The organism is Parafrigoribacterium soli (genome assembly GCF_040227235.1).
GTDB lineage: Bacteria > Actinomycetota > Actinomycetes > Actinomycetales > Microbacteriaceae > Parafrigoribacterium_A > Parafrigoribacterium_A soli.
The window spans coordinates 214,964-232,338 of sequence record NZ_JBELNZ010000003.1 but is presented as its reverse complement, the minus strand read 5'-3'; the positions used below and the strand labels follow the sequence as shown (position 1 = coordinate 232,338).

The window sequence follows — 17,375 nt, the reverse complement described above, 5'->3', positions numbered from 1 at the left end:
GCTTTGGATGCCAGAGTTGGAGTATGAGCTTCAACGACGGCGCGAATATCGGTTCCGGCAGGGCCGGCAGGGCCGGCAGGCGCGGCCGCACGGGCGTCGCGGTGGGCGGCGGCGGAGCGCTGCTGGTCATCGGGCTGTTCGTTCTCTCACAGTTCCTCGGGGTCGACCTCACCGGACTCGCCGGTGGTGGCGGCGACTCGGGAAGCGGCACCTCGCAGCAGCTCGATCAGTGCCAGACCGGAGCGGACGCCAACGCGAGCCTCGACTGCCTCGTCAAGGGAACCGCGGCCGCGCTCGACGCCTACTGGGTCGACGAGTATCCGGCGCTCAAGGCGGGCGCCTACCACTCGCCGGCCCAGGGCGTGCAGCTCTTCACCCAGTCGACGAGCACCGGATGCGGCACCGCCTCGAGCGCCGTCGGCCCGTTCTACTGCTCGGCCGACCAGAACATCTACCTGGACACCGACTTCTTCGCCGAGCTGCGCGACCGCTTCGGCGCGAGCGGAGGCCAGCTGTCGGAGATGTACGTGATCGCGCACGAGTGGGGCCACCACATCCAGAACCTCGCGGGCGTGATCTCGCGAGCGAGCGATGGTGACACGGGGCCGACCTCGAACTCGGTGAGGCTCGAGTTGCAGGCCGACTGCTACGCCGGCGCCTGGGTGGGCTCCGCCTCTACCGTGCAGGATTCGGGCGGCACGCCGTTTCTCAAGCCGGTGACCGATGCGCAGATCCGCGACGCACTGAGTGCCGCATCCGCGGTGGGCGACGACCGCATCCAGGCCGCGAGTGGTCAGGTTCGTCCGGAGACCTGGACGCATGGCTCAAGTGCCCAGCGTCAGAAGTGGTTTCTCGCCGGGCTTCGCGGGAGCGCGACGTCGTGCGACACCTTCGGCGTAGGCGCTGGCGCGCTTTAGCCGACGATGTCGTCACGCCGCTCGTATCAGCTGTTGCTGCTCGAGCCCCGTCTGATGAAGCCCCACAGGGCCGTGATGATGAACAGCACGATGCCGATGATCGCGAGCCAGAGCAGGCTCTTGATCGCGAAGCCAAGGATCGCCAGTACTGCCCAGATGATGAGAAGAATGATCACAAGTGCCAACATTCTTCGATGCTACGACCGGGCGGGCGCCGCTACCAGGGCTGGCGACGGCGGCCGAACTCCGCTATAGGAGTACGATCACGCTCGAGAGTGACGCCCGCGGTGCGTGAGACGATGCGAACGGCGCGACGGTTCTACTCGGCGCTCGCCTGCGCATCCTGGTTGCGGGCCTCTTCGAGGTAGGCGTAAGCCGTCACGCGCGAGATCCCGAGTCGAGCCGCGATGCTTTCGACGCCCTTTCGCATCTGCAGCGCGCCCTGTTGGTCGAGCTTGGTGAGCACCGCGATCCGATCGTCGCGGCTCATCTGGCCCACCGGTTTACCGATCTCGCGGATGGCATCCGTCACCATGGCATCCATGACCGCGAGGAGGTCGTGGCCGAAGAACTCGTTCGGCTGATCCTGCGGAGTGGACGGAGCCTTGGGTAGCAGGACGTCGAGCAGGTTGCGGGCCTCCTGGATCGCGCTGACGTCGAAGTTCACGCAGAGGGCGGCGATGATTTTGCCCTCCGGATTGCGGAAGTAGACCGAGGAACAGCGCAACTGGCGCCCGTCGCTGGTGAATCCCTGGTATCCGAACGCGTTGTGGTCAGCGCCCTGATCGTGCAGCACGCCTATCCCGAGGCTCGACGAGGGGCCTCCCACCTGCCGCCCCGTGATGTGCCCGTTCTCGATGGCCACGATGGTGTGGCCGAGATCTGGATTGGGAGCGGAGAGGTCATGAAGGACGACCTCGCACCCGGGACCTGCCGCAGCAGCCATTCCGTGCATGACGGGCCGGAAGACGCTGAGGATTTCTGCGACGGAGTTGTACGTGCCCATGTGCGCCAACTGGGGCGGAGGTGTGGCCGACAACGGTGGTGCCAATTCTTCCTGGGTCATCAGCCCACCATAATCCGGGAGCTGCTGCGCGAAGCGAGCGAACAAAATGTTAAGCCCATAGACACATTGTTCGCCTTGGTGCTAGCTTATGCAATGGTCACGCCGCGAAACCTGCTCAGGGCGATGCCACAACCCACATCTGCACCCAAGGGCAAGGAGGCTCTCATTGGTCCAGGCACAAAACACTCCCACGACGTGGGCATCGTCAACCACACCGAAGCAACGCCGCATGGTCGCGGCGGGGGCGATCGGCACGCTCATGGAGTACTACGACTACTACCTCTACGGTCTGGCCGCAGCCGTCGTCTTTCCCGCGGTGTTCTTCCCGAATGACAATCCGGCGATAGCCACCCTCGAATCCTTCGCGAGCTTCGCCTTCGGATTCTTGCTGCGACCGATCGGTGGAATCTTCTGGGGCTACATCGGGGATCGCCTGGGCCGGAAGCCAGCGCTCATGGCCACGGTCATCGGCATGGGACTCTGCACGGCGGCCATCGGCCTGACGCCAGGCTACGCATCCATCGGGGTGGTTGCCCCGGTTCTGCTCCTGCTCTTCCGGCTGCTGCAGGGCCTGTTTGTCGGCGGCGAAATGGGAGCGGCTGCGGCCCTCGTCATCGAGCATGCTCCGGTGGGGCGTCGCGGTCTCTTCGGGGCGCTCCTTATCTCGGGAGCGGGAGTCGCGAACGTTGCGTCCGCCGGTCTCATGGCACTTCTCGGTGCGGGTTCCGCGGCGTTCTTCATGGGCTGGGGCTGGCGCATCCCGTTCATTCTTGCCCTCGTGCTCGCGGTGATCGCCGTGATCCTGCGGTCGAAGCTCGAGGAGCCGAAGGAGTTCCAGGAGCACACCGAGTCGATCGAGCTCGGAAAGGTCAAGCGCACGAACCCGCTCGTGGAGGCTCTTCGCCACCCGAAGAATGCCATCCTCGGTATCCTCATCGGGCTGCCGCAGAGCATCGCGGGCTACATCGTGCTCACCTTCGGGCTCGCGTTCCTGGTCTCCAAGGGCACGCACGCGCAGGTCGGCTTCATCGGCACCATGATCGTGGGCGTGCTGCAGATCTTCGCCGCACCCTTCTGGGGATGGGTCTCTGACAAGGTTGGTCGCCGCAGGTTCTACATCGCGGCCGCCATCGCGTTCGCGCTCCTTCTCTATCCCGCATTCGCGCTGTTCAGCACGGATGTTGCCGTGCTGATCTGGCTCGGCATGATCGTCGGCTTCGTCATTCCGGGTGTGGCGATGCAGGGCACCCTGCAGACCCTGCTCACCGAGATGTTCGATGTGGAGGCGAGGATCACGGGCGTCAACATCGGCTACCAGTTCTCGAACATGCTTGGCGGGTTCGCACCTCTCATCGCTACGGCACTCTCGCTGGCGTTCGGTTCTATCTGGCCGATCATCGTCTTCGCGGCGGTCGTCGTTCTGATCGGCGTGATCGGCACGGCGTACGCTTCCTTGCGGCCGGACGTGGAAAACGCCGGTCGCCTGCACGAGTTGAGCTGAGTGTGGCGGCCGGCCGGCTCTGTCGGCCGGCCACCGCATCCAGCCTCACGGAAAAGAAGGAGAAACATCCCATGGCGAAAATCGCCGTCCACACCACGAACGCACCGCAGCCTGCTGGCCCCTACAGCCAGGGAGTGGAGGCGAACGGGTTCTTCTACACGGCTGGCTTCGGGCCGCAGGATCCGGCCACCGGTGCCGTCGCCGATTCGGTCGGCGACCAGACCCGGCAGGTGCTCCGCAACGTGCAGGCGGTACTCGCCGAACGCGGGCTGACAACGGATGACTGCGTGAAGACGACGGTGCACCTCGCCGACCTGGGGCAGTTTGCCGAGTTCAACGAGGCCTACGCGGAGTTCTTCTCCGAGCCATTCCCCGTGCGCACGACGGTCGGCTCGCAGCTGGCGAACATCCTCGTCGAGATCGACGTCGTCGCCGCGCTTCCCGCCAACAAGTAGCGCTCGAGAGTCGCGGCGACGGGCCGTCTACGGCTCTCGCGTCAGCCGAGTTCCAGCGCGATCTGCGCGGCGGTCTGCTGCATCACCGGAATGCGCGGCTTGAGCTGTTCCAAGTCGAGCTTCATACGGATGGCGGTGATGGAGAGCGCGCCGACGACGCCCGCCGAACTCCGGATCGGCACGGCAATGCAGTTCACGAAATCCTCGAACTCGCCATTGTCTGCGGCCCAACCGCGCTCGGCAACGGCATCCAGTTCGGTGTCCAGGGCCTTTCGCGTGGCGAGGGTCGTGGCCGTGTGCTTCTTCCAGACCGTGTCCGCAAGGATCGCGTCGCGCCTGCTCACGTCGAGACCCGCGAGGATCGCCTTACCCACCGCGCTGCAGTGCGGCCGCACGGGGGAGCCGATGCGCGAGTACATCCGCACCCCGCTCGCGTCTTCGATCTTGTCGACGTAGACGATCGAGTCCTCCATGAGCGCCGCGAGGTGCACGGTGTTACCCACGAGCGCGTGCAGCCTTCGCAAATGGCCGTACGACGCCTGCCGGAGGTCGAGGTTCTCGAGGGCGGCCTGCGCGAGGGTCGCCAGATGGAGCGCGAGAGCGTACGTTCCGTCTTTGCGGCGCCGGGCGTAGCCGACCTCTTCGAGCGTCTGGAGTTCGCGGAACATGGTCGAGCGGTGCAGCTCGAATTCGGCCGCCAGTTGCGCCACCGTCTTCGGCTGCGCGGCGATCGAGTCGATGATGCGGGCGGCCCTCTTGACGCTCTGTGACATGGCTCCCCTACCGAACGCGTTCCCGCTTGAGGCCGCGGCCCGGGGCGCTGCTCAGGAGGCTCCCCTGGGCGAGCACGCGTTCCCCGGCGACGATCACGTCATCGATGCCGATGGAATCGCGCAGCGGATCATCGTAGGTCGCGGTGTCGGACACCGTGAGCGGGTCCACAACGATGAGATCGGCCACCCAGTCCGGAGCAACCTTCCCGCGCCGAGCGAGGCCGAATCGCGCCGCCGGCCGTGCTGAGAGGTGACGAACCGCATCCGACCAGGACCAGGTCTTCGTCTCGCGCACGTACTCGCGCAGGTAGCGGGCGAAGGTGCCCCGCGCTCGCGGGTGCGGGTGTGCGCCGATGAAGATGCCGTCGGAACCGCCCATGTGATCGTCGCGCGAGAAGATCTGCGCGAGCTCCGCCACCGTGCGCTCGTGGCGCACCGACATGACCGCGTTGACCTCAAGGCGGGATGCCGCGAGCACATCGAGTGCAAGGTTGATCACGTCCGTGCCCGCCCGCTCTGCCGCCGCCTCCAGGGTGAGCCCGTGCGTCCAGGCGAATTCCGGTGCCGCGACATGACCGAGCGTGATCATCGACGGCCAGTCGACCCCGAGACTTGCGCTGCGTTCGACGACGGGGAACCACTCGCGGCGCAGTCGCTGCCGTTCCGCCGGATCCGTGATGACCTCGACGACGGTATCGACCGGGAGCACGGACAGCTCCGGTGGCAGCAGCGGCATGCCGAGCAGCGTGCAGCCGCGGCCGTAGGGATACGCGTCGAAGGTCGCGTCTACGCCTGCGCGGCCGAGCGCGTCGAGTTGCTCGTGGACGATGCCGGCCTGCGCGTGAAAGTGCGAGATGTGCACTCGGGCGCCGGATGTCGCGGAAATGGTCGCGATTTCCTGAACGCCCGCCGCCGAGTTGTCTTCGTATCCGCCGCGCATGTGCGTGACGTAGATCCCGTCCGCCTGGGCCACCGGCACGCAGAGGGCGGCGATCTCGTCGGCAGCGGCGAAGATCCCCGGAACGTAGTCGAGGCCGGTCGAGAGGCCGACGGCACCATCCCGCATGCCCTGCTCCACGAGCGCGATCATTTCGGCGCGCTGCTGTTCGTCCGCGGGGGTCTTCGACCTGCCGCACACCTCCCAGCGCACGGTACCGGCCGGGACGAGATAGGCGACGTTGAGCCGCGAGTGACCCTCGACGGCCGCGAGATACCCGGCGACACCGCCCCCCGAGTAGCGCGGATGATCGCCATTGATGGCGGCGAAGTACTCCCGCGCGTATGCACCGTTCCCCGGGGCGTATGAGACGCCGTCCTGCCCGGCTATGGCGGTCGTCACGCCCTGCTTCAGCAGCGACTGCTGCACGGAATCGTGCTCGACGAGCCCATCGGCGTGCGAGTGCGCGTCGATGAACCCCGGCAGCACGAAGCGTCCGCGACAGTCGATCACCTCGTCGTCCGGGCGAACGTCGACCTCGCCCACCTCGGTGATCGTGGTACCCACCACGGCGACGTCGGCACGTTGCATTTCCTCGGCATCGACGACCGTTCCGCCGCGCATCACCAATCGCATCCCTGGCCCCTTTCGCACGTGCGGTTAGAAGAACGTGCGCACAAGGTCGACTACGCGGTCGGAGTCCTGCGAGGCCACGACAGGCAGATAGTGCCATTTGTCGAACGTGGTGCACGGATGCGACAGACCGAGCGCGACGACCGAGCCGAGTGCGACATCCTGGGTCGTCAACCGCAGATAGCTGTGCTGGTCGTTCATGCCGCTGATCGAAGCCTCGCTGAGGGTGGACCATTCGCCTCCGAGGTCCTTCGCCACCCGGCGCGGAATCGGAAGTCCCTCGTCGAAGGGGAAGTCGCGCTTGCCGCCGTCGAGCAGGGCGAGACCCGGTTCCGGATGCGATACCACCCGGGAGATTCCGATCATCGCCGAGCGCAGTAGCCCGGGCGTCACCCTGCCGCGCGAGTCGTCCAGCGGCGAGATCTCGCGATAGAAGCCGTCGTCATGCACGATGTACGCGCCGCTGCGGAGCGTCCACAGAGTGTGAGGGTCGGCGGCGATCGCACCGGCGAAGACCTCGGCGACCAGGTCGAAGTACGCGCTTCCGCCCGCCGTCACATAGATGTCGCCGGCATCGTCGTAGAGCTCGCGCAGCGCCTCGTGCACTTCGAGTTGTTGCTCCAGGTAGGCCCGCACTGCATCGGTCGATGCGGGTGAGCGGTCGTGTCCGAGGCTGCCCTCGTACCCGGCGACGCCGGCCAGTCGAAGGACGTCGGAGCTCGCCGCCCTGCGCGCGATCTCGATGGCTTCCGACAGGCTGCGCGCCCCGGTTCGGCCCCCCGCAGCGCCGACCTCGACGCAGACATCCACGGGTCGCGGCGTGCCTGCCTCGCGGAGCACGCGCTCCATCTTCTCGATCGTGGCCACCGAGTCCGCCCAGCAGACGAATCGAAACGTGGGATCAGCGAGCTCGGCGGCCAGGTATCGCAGCGAGCGCTCATCGATGACGGCATTGGCGAGCATGATCGAGTCCAAGCCGAACGTGCGCGCCGTTCGCACCTGCCCCATCGTCGCGAGACTGATGCCGATACTCCCGGCGTCGAGCTGTCGCTGCCACAGCGCGGGGGACATCGTGGTCTTGCCGTGCGGCATCAGTTTGAGTCCGCGCGAGGAACTCCAGGCGGCCATCGTGGCGATGTTGTTCTCGATCGCCTCGTTGTCGAGCGCCACGATCGGCGTCCAGAATCCCGAGAGCCGAGGCTCGCTCGCCAGAAACTCCGTCACGGTCATTCCAAACGCCCGCCCCGGCAGACCCTTGTCGCGCGCTGACAAGCGCTCGTTGCCCAGTTCATCCAAACCCAGCGCACGCGCCATGGTGCCTCCCCAGTGATTTCGGATGCGGGTGAACGAAGCGATCGCCCGCACCGCATCCTCCAATAGTAGGTCCGCCGCGCGCGAGTGCTGTGCAACTGGTGCAACATGGGTTGCAGAGCCCGCACCAAGAGATCCATAGTTGACGAGGACCACCGAAGGAGAGGCTGCACACCGCATGCTCGATAACTCGCAATTCAGCAGCATTTTCAACGCGACACCGCTCATGGCGATTTTGCGGGGCCTTGGCGCGGAACGCAGTCTTGCCGTGGCCACCACGGCCTGGGACCTCGGCATCGATGTCGTCGAATTGCCTCTGCAGACCCCGGATGACCTCGAGGCGCTGCGCGTTGTCGCTGACGCCGGCCGCGAGCGCGGAAAGGTCGTCGGCGCCGGCACGATCGTCTCGGTCGAGCAGGTGCGGGACGCGGTTGATGCGGGGGCGCAGTTCACCGTCAGCCCGGGCCTCGATCTGGCCGTGGTGCGGGCATCGTCCGACGCCGGCCTGCCGCCGATGCCGGGCGTCGCGACGGCGAGCGAGGTTCAGCTCGCGCTGGGGGTGGGCCTCACGTGGCTGAAGGCGTTTCCCGCATCCGTGCTCGGCACCGCCTGGATCAAGGCGATGCACGGGCCGTTTCCGCAGGCGATATTCGTCGGAACGGGCGGCATGACCGCCGCGAATGCGGGCGAGTTCCTGCGAGCGGGCGCCCGCGTCATCGCCGTCGGCTCGGCTCTCGAAGACCCATCGCAACTGCCCAGGCTTGCGGCGCTGCTCGAGAATCGTGAGCCATCCGATGGGGGCGCGCGGTAGTGGCCTCCGCCAGCGAGCTGCTCGCCTTCGTGGATGCCAGGCTCGCGTATGACATCGACACCGTCGCGGCGTCGCACGCTCAGCGGGACGGCAGCGCCCTGATCGTCGATACGCGCAAGCAACACTCGTGGGACCAGGGCCACATAGCGGGAGCTCTGCATCTGCCCACGACGGGCCTCGATGACGGCGTCTCCGTTCTTCCCCGGGACCGCACGCTCGTGCTCTATGGCTGGGGGCCAGGCTGCAACGGAGCCACCCACACCGCGCGCTACCTGCTCGAGCGGGGTTTCGACGTGCGTGAGCTGATCGGCGGCTACGAGTACTGGGTGCGGAACGGCTTTGCGGTGGAGCGCGACGGCATCATCACGCACCAGACGCCCGATCCACTCGTCACGGCCGAACACTGAGTAACTGCGCCCGGCTGAACGCCCTTGGCCGAGACGCGCGACCTACTGATCCGCAGGGTGGCTGGGGCACGACTCACCCCGTCACCCAGTGCGGCTTCAGAAAGCCGCTCTCGTAGGCGAACATGACGGCACCCACGCGACTTCGCGCGCCGACCTTGGTGTAGAGATTTGCCAGGTGCGTCTTGATCGTCGCTTCGCTGAGGAACAGCCTCTTGCCGACTTCGCTGTTGCTCAGTCCCTGAGCGACGAGTGTCAAAACGTCGCGCTCCCGCTCGGTGAGTGCCGTGAGCCGACCGAGGTATTCCGCGGAAACGGATTCGGCCGGGGTGAGTCGAGCGCTGCGTTCCAGGAGCACACGCGTCATGGCCGGGTCGATCAGCGCGTCGCCTCGTGCTGCGCTGCGCACGGCCGCCGCGAGCAGGTCGGGCCCGGCGTTCTTCAGCAGAAAACCGGATGCTCCTGCGCGCGCGCTCTCGCGAAGGTACTCGTCGTCGTCGAACGTCGTGATCATGAGTACCGCATCGGCACTGCCTGCGTCGAGGATGCGCCGGGTCGCTTCGATGCCGTCGATGCCGGGCATCCGGATGTCCATGAGCACGACATCGGGCCGGAGTTGCGCGGTGATCGCGACGGCGGCCAGCCCGTCGGTCGCCGTGCCGACGACCTCAACGTCGGCTTCTGCCTCGAGCATCAGCCGGAACCCGGTGATGATCACGGGTTGGTCGTCGGCGATGACGACCCGGATGGTGGGCCGGGTCACGCGAGTACCGGATTCCCGATTCGAGGCAGCACGGCACGCACAACCCACCCGCCTTCCTTGCGAGGTCCGGCCGAGAGCTGACCGCCGACGGCGCGTGCGCGTTCCCGCATGCCCCGAATGCCGTTCCCGGCATGGGCGCGTGGCGTCGATTCCCTGCGGTGGCCCCGATCTTCCACGCGCACCTCGATGTCGCTTCCCGTCGACGCGAAACTGACGCAGACCTGTTCGGCGTCGGAGTGCAGCAGAACGTTGGTCAATGCTTCCCGCACTATCCGCAGCACTGCATCCTGCACGACCTCGGTGGTCCCGTCGACCTCACCCGTCACAAGCACCTGACGACCACTCGTCCCGAGACGATCGACCAGCTCCTGAAGGGCGACTTCGAACGGCACGGCGGTACTTTCAGCGTCGGGCTGTTGATGCAGCACCTGCACGACCCGCCGCATCGCGGCCAGCGCCTCGTTTCCCTCGACGGCGATCGAGCGAACCGTGGTGCGGAGGTGCGTGGGGTCGCGATCGGCAACCCGGTCCGCCGCCTGCGCGGTCACGACCATGGCGGCGACATGGTGCGCGACAACATCGTGGATGTCGCGAGCGATCGCCGTGCGCACCTCCATTGCCACCCGCTCGCTTTCCGAAGCGCGCAGGACGATGAGTTCGGCGTTCTGCCGGTTGAGATCCTCGGCGATCTGCTGCTGCCGGTGCACGGCCTCTTGCTGGCGGTGCACGGCGTACCCGAGCGCGACGATCGAGGTGACAGTGACGGCGAGCATGACGTCGGTGGAAGGCTGCGGCCAGGAATAGCGATCGGGTATGAGATCGCCCATGACGATGTACGACAGCAGATCGTGATTGACGACGAACGGTATGGCGATCGCGAGGACAGGGATGACGAACCACTTGGTGGCGCCGAACTGTGCCGCGCGAAACGCGACGAGGGCGAGGGGAACGATTCTCACGTCGGGTGCGACGTAGGTCCAGATCAACGGCAGCGCGGCGACGCCGGCCACCACCAGAAGCGTGGATTTCGGGGCCAGCCGTGAGAGCGGCCACGCGGCAGCGGTGGTGATCGCCACGTAGAGGTAGTCGACCGGGCTCAAGGGGAACCACACCGTCGACATCGTCGCGAACATCACGGACAGGGTGAGTGCCAGCCCCATCGCCGCGATCATGACGTCGCGCACGAGCGGCGAGCGACGCGTGAGGAAGTGGGCCACACCGTTACGTTACGCGCCGGTGCACGAGGGGCACCTCATCCGTTGGGTGGAGTGCATTCCACCGTTTCCCCGATGGTCGGGTGCTCATCCGGAGCGAAGGCTGGGAACCATGAAGAGCAACCATCGAAGTCCGCACCGCGCCCTCTTGCTCGGCGGCTCCATCCTTGTCATCGCGAGCCTTGCGGCCTGTTCGAGCCCGGACACAAAGAGCCCGTCGTCCGTACCGACTGTCGGCGCGGGTGCCACGAAGACCGCAGAAACCGCGGTGCTGCCGCTGGACGCCTACATGAACAGCCTCACCGGCCTCTCCGGCAGCCTTGCCGACATCCAGGAGCAGGCCTATCACAAGGATCTCAAGCGCGAGGAACTCATTGCCGCGTGCATGCAGAAGGACGGGTTCTCGTACACGCCCCACGCGGTCAAGCGAACGGAGACCACCGGACAGGTTGGGCCACAGCAGAGCGACCTCGACTCCACGGCATGGGTGCAGAAGTACGGCTACGGAGACGTCTACACGCCCGAGGGCGCGACGGGTGCGATAGATCGGGCCCAGGAAGCGGCCGGTTCGGCCAAATTGTCTGGAGCAACTGCCGCACATGACCCCAACTCCCAATACCGGGCATCCCTTTCCGCTGCCGAACGGAAGGCGTACGACGAGGCTCTGAACGGCACGGAGGCCGCAAATCTCTCTGCGAACGTGGACTGGCAGAAACTCGGTTGCAGCGGTGAGGCCCTGCACAAGGTGCCGAATGAGAACGTGATCATGGGAAGCGCCCAGGGCAAGGCAGTGGAAAGTGCCATGGAAAGTTTCTATAACGGCTACTCGAGATGGCCCGGTGTCGCCGAGGCCGAGAAGGCGTGGGCATCGTGCATGGCCGACAGCGGCTACGCCGGCTATCACGCCCAGAGCGAGCCATCCTTGCAGTTCGCGGGGCGGAACAACGCGCTCTGGGCGAGTGTGAATTCGGACAGCCAGCCGACGACAACCGCGTTGGATGCCCTCGCCAAGGCAGAACGGACCGTCGCCCTGGCAGACCTCAACTGCCGCCAGAAGACCCATTACAGCGGCACCCTGCGAGCCATCACCATCAAGCAGCAGAACCAGTTCATGGCGGACAACAAGGTCGCACTGGACGCCCTCAAGGCGACGGCGACCCAGTCGGGATCCAAGTGATCACGAGACGGCTTTGGCCCCAAGAATGGTTGCGCAGAAAGTGGCCGTTCCGAAGCTGGACAACGATGTTCCGACGCGGTCGGGCGATCTGGATCGGAGCTGCTGCGGGAGCTGTGCTCCTCATCGCCGGGCTTCTCGTCGGCCACTACGCATTGCCGACAAACGCCGCGGGCACCCCGCCGAACGCGGGGCTCATCACGGTGCCGGTGAGCTATGGCCGCCTTCAGAACGTCGTCACTCTTCGAGGCCAGGTCGGCTACGCGAATTCTCTCGACGTGACGGTGGACACGTCGGCGCTGACCGGCACTCCCATCGTCACCGGCCACGTGCCTCAGGTCGGGGCTCAACTCGCCCCGTTGTCCGTCGCCCTCGAAGTCTCGGGACGCCCACTGATGGTGTTGCCAGGAGCGTTGGGCGCCTATCGCACGCTGAAATATGGGATGACCGGTGCGGATGTCGTGCAATTCAAGCAGGCGATGCGGGCGGTCGGCCTCGAAGCCGGCGACCCGGCAAACCCGGTCTTTGATGAGACCGCAGCCCGTTCGATCCCCACGCTGTACGCAAAGATCGGCTACGCCCCGCCCGCGGCAGCTGACGGTATCTCAGACGCGGTGTCTGCGGCCCGCGCCGCAGAACAGTCGGCTGCTGATGCCCTGACCGCGGCCCGGAACGACCTGTCGGATGCCTCGGCCGGACCAACGGCGGTAGCGGTGAGGCAGGCGGATAACTCGGTCAGGAGCGCACAGCGCGCGCTCGACGCCGCCAAGTCCGCGACTCCCACAGATGCGAATGACATCGCCAATCTTCAGGATGCCCTGGATCTGGCAACGATGGAGCGTCGGGCGCTTGATGTCGCCCCGAACACGAGCGCCCAGCGACTGGCCGTGGTATCGGCGACCAGGGCTCTGGCTCAAGCTCGGGCCGACCTCGCGCTCGCTCGCCAGAATGCCCTTCCGGTGCTTCCGCTGAGTGAAGTGCTGTTCGTTCCACAACTGCCGGTGCGCGTCGACAAAGTCGGTGCCCATCAGGGTGTACCGCTCAGTGGTAGCGCCATGACGCTGTCGGGAACGACGGTCGCCTTGACGGGCTCGGCCGACGTCGGAGACGCCAAGCTCCTCAAGACAACGGATGCCGCGACTTTCGCTCTGCCGAGTGGGGGGAAACACGCGGCGACGGTGACGAGCATCACGCCGGGCGCGACTGCCGGTGATCGCCCGACCATCACTCTCACCCCGGCGCCCCTGGACGCGCAGCAGGTCACAGAACTGGCCGGACAGAACGTGAAGGTCGAGGTGCCCGTGGGCGCGACGAAGGGTGCGGTGCTCTCGGTGCCGGAGGCCGCGCTCTCCGCTGGTCCGGGAGGGGAGACTCGAGTGCAGGTGGTGGACGGAGATCCTCGGAACGGCGCGAAGGCCGTGACCCGCCTGGTGGTCGTTGATACCGGGCTGGCCGCGGATGGCCAGGTTGAGGTGACGCCGAAGAGTGGCGAGCTCCGCAAGAAGGATCTCGTGGTGATCGCCCGATGAGCGAACTCCTCGTTGAGCTTCGAGATGTGACCCGCTCATTTCCGGGTCCACCGGAGGTCCAGGCGCTACGCGGCGTCAACCTCGCCATCGAGCGCGGCGACTACCTTTCCATCGTGGGGCCCAGCGGCTCGGGCAAGTCGACGATGCTCAACATCCTCGGATTACTCGACAGGCCCTCCGTCGGCGAGTACCGCCTCGAAGGCGTCTTGACCAGCACCCTCGACGAGCGTTCCCGCGCGGCCGAGCGTGCGCATCGCATCGGCTTCGTCTTCCAGGCGTTCCATCTTCTATCCCGCCGTACCGTGCTCGAAAACGTCATGATGCCGATGCTCTATAACGGCACCCCTCGCGCTGAACGGGAGCCGCGCGCGCTGGCGGCCCTTGAACGCGTCGGACTGGCAGAGCGATCCTCGTTCCTGCCGAACTTTCTCTCCGGGGGTGAACGTCAGCGAGTGGCGATCGCGCGCGCTCTGGCGAGCCGCCCCAGCATCCTTCTGGCGGACGAGCCGACCGGCAACCTCGACCAGTCGACCGCGGGCGAGATCATGGCGCTCTTCGAAGCGCTGAACGCCGAGGGCTTGACGGTTGCCATCATCACCCACGACGTCGAGGTGGCGCACCGCGCATCGCGGTCCGTTCGGATCAGTCGCGGTCGGCTGAGTGAGGTCGCATGAAAGGCGGGGCTCGGTCCGTTGACCGATTCAGGTTCTCGGATGCCGTGGTGGAGGCCACCGCAGACATCAACGCCCGTCCGGTGCGGCTCATCGCAACGGTGGTCGGAACCATCCTCGGTGTGGCAGCACTCGTGGCGACCCTCGGCTTCGCACAGACCTCCGCCGTTCAGATCGCACACCAATTCGCTGCGCTCGCGGGACGTCAGGCGATCGTCAGTCCCATGACCGTGCCCGGACCGAACGGTACGAACATCCCGGTGACCCAGCTGGACTGGGATTCCGCAACCCGGATCGGGCGGCTGAGCGGCGTCGACGACGCCGCACTCCTATCCAAGATCTCGCTCGGCGACAGTGTTGTCTCGGCTGTGACCGTCGATGACCCCTCCGCGCCCATCCTGGAGCAACCGGGGGTGTATGCGGCATCGCCCGGAATCATTCACACCGCCGGAGCGTCCATGGTCGCCGGGCGGATGTTCGATGGCGGGCACGACCGCCGTGGGGCTCGGGTCGCAGTGATCAGCGAGCGTGCCGCCAAGCGACTGGGCGTCGGAGCGATGGGGTCGCAGCCCTCGGTCTTCCTGGGCGGGATGGCCTATTCGGTGCTCGGGATCTACGACCACGCGAAGTACGACGGCGACCTCCAGGACGCAATCATCATCCCCTCAACAACCGCACGCACCGAGTTCGATCTCGCTGCGCCGGACGAGGTGATGGTGAAGCTGGCCGTGAACACCGGACCGATTTTCACCAGGCAGGCGCCGATCGCTCTCTCCCCCAACGACCCCACCGAGATCGCGGTGTCTGCGCCGAGTGGAGTCTCGGGTCTGCAGAAGAGCGTGCAGGGCGATGTCAATCTCGTCTTTGTCATCCTCTCGGTGGTCGTCTTGCTCGCCGGTGGCTTTGGCATAGCGAACGTGACGCTGCTCTCGGTCGTTGAGCGAACCGCCGAGATCGGACTGCGGCGTGCGGTCGGCGCGACGGCGAGGCAGATCGCCGCGCAGTTCGTCGTCGAATCTGCCGTTCTCGGGCTGCTCGGTGGGCTGCTCGGGGCAGCCATCGGCGTCGTCTCCATCGAGGTCTTCGCGCTCGTCCACCACTGGGCGGTGGTCACGAGCCCCGCCATCGCGTTCGGCGGAGTGATGCTCGGCGCTGTGGTCGGGTTGCTCGCAGGAGGTCTCCCCGCGCGGAGGGCGGCCAGAATCGAACCCGTTGATGCGCTGCGCGGGTGAACTCGGCCACCCCCGGTCATCCCACGTTTACCCCGAGTCGAAGTCTCGGGTTTACCCGCGCTTAAGAAGGGAGCCCTAGCGTCACGCTCGCATGAGTTGCGGTACTCACGCGAAGCCGACGGCCTGTCGGATCCGAACAGCAAGTGATTGGATGAAATCATGCCCCATCTACTAAGAGCATTCGCTCCGAGGCGCATACTGACCGCTGCGGCCGCGGTGGCGCTCGCGACCATGGTGGGCTCCCTGCTGGGCGTCGCGTCCACGGCATCGGCCACGCCCCACTCGTTCCCCTCGCACACCGCAACTCCGATCAAACACGTTGTGGTGATCTTCGGCGAAAACGTCTCCTTCGATCACTACTTCGCCACGTATCCGAAGGCAGCGAACACGCAGGGTGAGACCCAGCAGGGTTCGGGCATCGCGGTGGCGCCGTTCACCGCCTCGAAGGATACTCCCGCGGACATCAACACGCTTGCGAGCGCGAACCTGCTGGCCCCGAACAATCCGAACACGATCCAGCCCGCGCGTCTGTCGCCGATGCAGGCGGTCACGTGTGATCAGGATCACAACTACACGGCCGAGCAGAACGCGTATAACAACGGAGCGATGGACAAGTTCGTGGAGTTCACGAGCCGTGACGCCTGCGGCACGAACCAATTCGGCCGGCCGGGCCTGACCATGGATTACTACGATGGCAACACGGTCACCGGGCTCTGGAACTACGCGCAGAACTATGCGATGAGTGACAACCACTTCAGCACGGTCTTCGGGCCGTCGACGCCCGGAGCAATCAACCTCATTTCGGGCCAGACCCACGGAGTCAAGGAATTCACCGCTACCGGCCAGGCAGTGACGCCCTCCGACAGCGACTACACGGTGCGAGCTCCGGATGCCAACGGAGTCGGTACTATGATCAACGACCCCGACCCGGTCTACGACGACTGCTCCAACTCCAGCCACAGCAAGGCGAACAACCTCGCTGGAATGACGGGCAAGAACATCGGTGACCTGCTCAGTGCGAAGGGCGTCAGCTGGGGCTGGTTCCAGGGCGGATTCGCTCCGACGACCCCCGCATCCGGTTCTACGCCGGCCGCCTGCCTGGCGAGCCACACGAACGCTGCGGGAGCGACGGTAGTGGACTACTCACCGCACCACCAGCCATTCCAGTACTACGCGTCCACGGCCAACCCGCACCACGTTGCACCGGCCAGCGATGCGGAGATCGGACACAACGGGCAGGCCAACCACCAGTACGACCTAACCGAATTCACCAAGGTTGTCGACACGAACAACCTGCCGGCGGTGTCCTTTCTGAAGGCCTCGGAGTACCAGGACGGGCACGCTGCCTACTCCGACCCGATCGACGAGCAGAACTTCATCACGACGACGGTCAACCGCATCCAGAAGTCAAAGAACTGGGACAGCACTGCCGTCGTTCTGGCGTATGACGATTCAGACGGATGGTACGACCACGTCGCAGCCGCTGTGAAGAACTCGTCCAACTCCGCCGACGATGCCGCGTGGTGCCTCAACGCGGCCGCGGCCGGCGTTCCCATGGCGGGACGCTACGTCGACCGCTGCGGACCCGGTCCGCGCCAGCCGCTCCTGATCGTCTCCCCGTTCGCGAAGAAGAATTTTGTGGACCACACGCAGACCGACCAGACCTCGATCCTGCGGTTCATCGAAGACAACTGGGGCACCGGCCGGATTGGCGACGCCTCGGCGGATGCCGCAGCGGGCTCGTTCAGCGCCATGTTCAACTTCCACCACGAGCGCAAGGACAAGGTGCTGCTCAACGAGCAGACCGGCGCCGTCGCCACGATCATCCACGGGAACAACGGCCACGGCCACGAGGGCCACGGCCAGGACGACTAACACGTCGCTGAAGGGGTCTGAACCGAGCGCTGCGCGGTTCAGACCCCTTCAGCTTTGTCGCGTGCCGGCGCCGTGGTGCACTGCCAGAGTGCGGCGTCCGCGTTCGTTT

Annotated in this window: 17 protein-coding genes; 10 read left to right on the top strand and 7 right to left on the bottom strand. The window is 66.0% G+C overall.

Annotated features, from left to right (window positions below; translation table 11 throughout):
• The first annotated feature begins 23 nt into the window (after nucleotides 1-23).
• Complete coding sequence (ypfJ, locus tag ABUA37_RS09375; protein WP_349898876.1) at nucleotides 24-917, top strand: KPN_02809 family neutral zinc metallopeptidase; 894 nt, start codon at nucleotides 24-26, stop codon at nucleotides 915-917.
• Nucleotides 918-943: 26 nt separating this feature from the next.
• On the opposite strand, the gene ABUA37_RS09370 is transcribed toward ypfJ, so the two are convergent.
• Nucleotides 944-1,105 carry a hypothetical protein gene (locus tag ABUA37_RS09370; protein WP_349898875.1) on the bottom strand — a complete coding sequence of 54 codons (162 nt, stop codon included), beginning with the start codon at nucleotides 1,103-1,105 and terminating at the stop codon, nucleotides 944-946.
• 131 nt (nucleotides 1,106-1,236) lie between these two features.
• Entirely contained in the window at nucleotides 1,237-1,983 is a 747-nt protein-coding gene (locus tag ABUA37_RS09365; protein WP_349898874.1) for a helix-turn-helix transcriptional regulator, read from the bottom strand.
• A 166-nt stretch (nucleotides 1,984-2,149) separates the two neighbouring features.
• Between ABUA37_RS09365 and ABUA37_RS09360 the strand changes: the two genes are divergently transcribed.
• Both ABUA37_RS09360 and ABUA37_RS09355 read left to right on the top strand, forming a co-directional pair.
• The gene (locus ABUA37_RS09360; protein WP_349898873.1) at nucleotides 2,150-3,484 is read left to right on the top strand and encodes an MFS transporter; all 1,335 of its coding nucleotides are present in this window, start codon (nucleotides 2,150-2,152) and stop codon (nucleotides 3,482-3,484) included.
• 71 nt (nucleotides 3,485-3,555) lie between these two features.
• Nucleotides 3,556-3,939 carry a RidA family protein gene (locus ABUA37_RS09355; protein WP_349898872.1) on the top strand — a complete coding sequence of 128 codons (384 nt, stop codon included), beginning with the start codon at nucleotides 3,556-3,558 and terminating at the stop codon, nucleotides 3,937-3,939.
• Between the two features lie 41 nt (nucleotides 3,940-3,980).
• Here the strand turns inward: ABUA37_RS09355 and ABUA37_RS09350 are convergent, their stop codons facing one another.
• Genes ABUA37_RS09350 through ABUA37_RS09340 form a run of 3 tightly spaced genes read right to left on the bottom strand, consistent with a single transcriptional unit; the run spans nucleotide 3,981 to nucleotide 7,596 of the window.
• Nucleotides 3,981-4,712, bottom strand: coding sequence for an IclR family transcriptional regulator (locus ABUA37_RS09350; protein ID WP_349898871.1), 732 nt, complete (start codon nucleotides 4,710-4,712; stop codon nucleotides 3,981-3,983).
• A 7-nt stretch (nucleotides 4,713-4,719) separates the two neighbouring features.
• A complete protein-coding gene (locus ABUA37_RS09345) occupies nucleotides 4,720-6,285 on the bottom strand; it encodes an N-acyl-D-amino-acid deacylase family protein (RefSeq protein WP_349898870.1) in 1,566 nt (521 codons plus the stop codon).
• Between the two features lie 24 nt (nucleotides 6,286-6,309).
• Complete coding sequence (locus ABUA37_RS09340) at nucleotides 6,310-7,596, bottom strand: alanine racemase (RefSeq protein WP_349898869.1); 1,287 nt, start codon at nucleotides 7,594-7,596, stop codon at nucleotides 6,310-6,312.
• Nucleotides 7,597-7,771: 175 nt separating this feature from the next.
• Between ABUA37_RS09340 and ABUA37_RS09335 the strand changes: the two genes are divergently transcribed.
• Both ABUA37_RS09335 and ABUA37_RS09330 read left to right on the top strand, forming a co-directional pair.
• Nucleotides 7,772-8,404, top strand: coding sequence for a bifunctional 4-hydroxy-2-oxoglutarate aldolase/2-dehydro-3-deoxy-phosphogluconate aldolase (locus ABUA37_RS09335; protein WP_349899314.1), 633 nt, complete (start codon nucleotides 7,772-7,774; stop codon nucleotides 8,402-8,404).
• On the top strand, nucleotides 8,404-8,811 hold the full coding sequence (locus ABUA37_RS09330) for a rhodanese-like domain-containing protein (protein ID WP_349898868.1): 408 nt from the start codon (nucleotides 8,404-8,406) through the stop codon (nucleotides 8,809-8,811). The genes ABUA37_RS09335 and ABUA37_RS09330 overlap by 1 nt, the downstream gene beginning before the upstream one ends.
• A 73-nt stretch (nucleotides 8,812-8,884) precedes the next feature.
• On the opposite strand, the gene ABUA37_RS09325 is transcribed toward ABUA37_RS09330, so the two are convergent.
• Both ABUA37_RS09325 and ABUA37_RS09320 read right to left on the bottom strand, forming a co-directional pair.
• The gene (locus ABUA37_RS09325; protein ID WP_349898867.1) at nucleotides 8,885-9,571 is read right to left on the bottom strand and encodes a response regulator transcription factor; all 687 of its coding nucleotides are present in this window, start codon (nucleotides 9,569-9,571) and stop codon (nucleotides 8,885-8,887) included.
• Complete coding sequence (locus ABUA37_RS09320; protein WP_349898866.1) at nucleotides 9,568-10,788, bottom strand: sensor histidine kinase; 1,221 nt, start codon at nucleotides 10,786-10,788, stop codon at nucleotides 9,568-9,570. The genes ABUA37_RS09325 and ABUA37_RS09320 overlap by 4 nt, the downstream gene beginning before the upstream one ends.
• 109 nt (nucleotides 10,789-10,897) lie before the next feature.
• Between ABUA37_RS09320 and ABUA37_RS09315 the strand changes: the two genes are divergently transcribed.
• The 5 genes from ABUA37_RS09315 to ABUA37_RS09295 all read left to right on the top strand — a co-directional run bounded on the left by ABUA37_RS09315 (nucleotide 10,898) and on the right by ABUA37_RS09295 (nucleotide 17,266).
• Nucleotides 10,898-11,962, top strand: coding sequence for a hypothetical protein (locus ABUA37_RS09315; RefSeq protein ID WP_349898865.1), 1,065 nt, complete (start codon nucleotides 10,898-10,900; stop codon nucleotides 11,960-11,962).
• A gap of 65 nt (nucleotides 11,963-12,027) precedes the next feature.
• Nucleotides 12,028-13,488, top strand: coding sequence for an efflux RND transporter periplasmic adaptor subunit (locus tag ABUA37_RS09310; RefSeq protein WP_349898864.1), 1,461 nt, complete (start codon nucleotides 12,028-12,030; stop codon nucleotides 13,486-13,488).
• Nucleotides 13,485-14,162 carry an ABC transporter ATP-binding protein gene (locus ABUA37_RS09305; RefSeq protein ID WP_349898863.1) on the top strand — a complete coding sequence of 226 codons (678 nt, stop codon included), beginning with the start codon at nucleotides 13,485-13,487 and terminating at the stop codon, nucleotides 14,160-14,162. The genes ABUA37_RS09310 and ABUA37_RS09305 overlap by 4 nt, the downstream gene beginning before the upstream one ends.
• On the top strand, nucleotides 14,159-15,391 hold the full coding sequence (locus ABUA37_RS09300; protein WP_349898862.1) for an ABC transporter permease: 1,233 nt from the start codon (nucleotides 14,159-14,161) through the stop codon (nucleotides 15,389-15,391). The genes ABUA37_RS09305 and ABUA37_RS09300 overlap by 4 nt, the downstream gene beginning before the upstream one ends.
• 159 nt (nucleotides 15,392-15,550) lie before the next feature.
• Nucleotides 15,551-17,266, top strand: coding sequence for a phospholipase C (locus tag ABUA37_RS09295; RefSeq protein ID WP_349898861.1), 1,716 nt, complete (start codon nucleotides 15,551-15,553; stop codon nucleotides 17,264-17,266).
• Nucleotides 17,267-17,375: the final 109 nt, after the last annotated feature.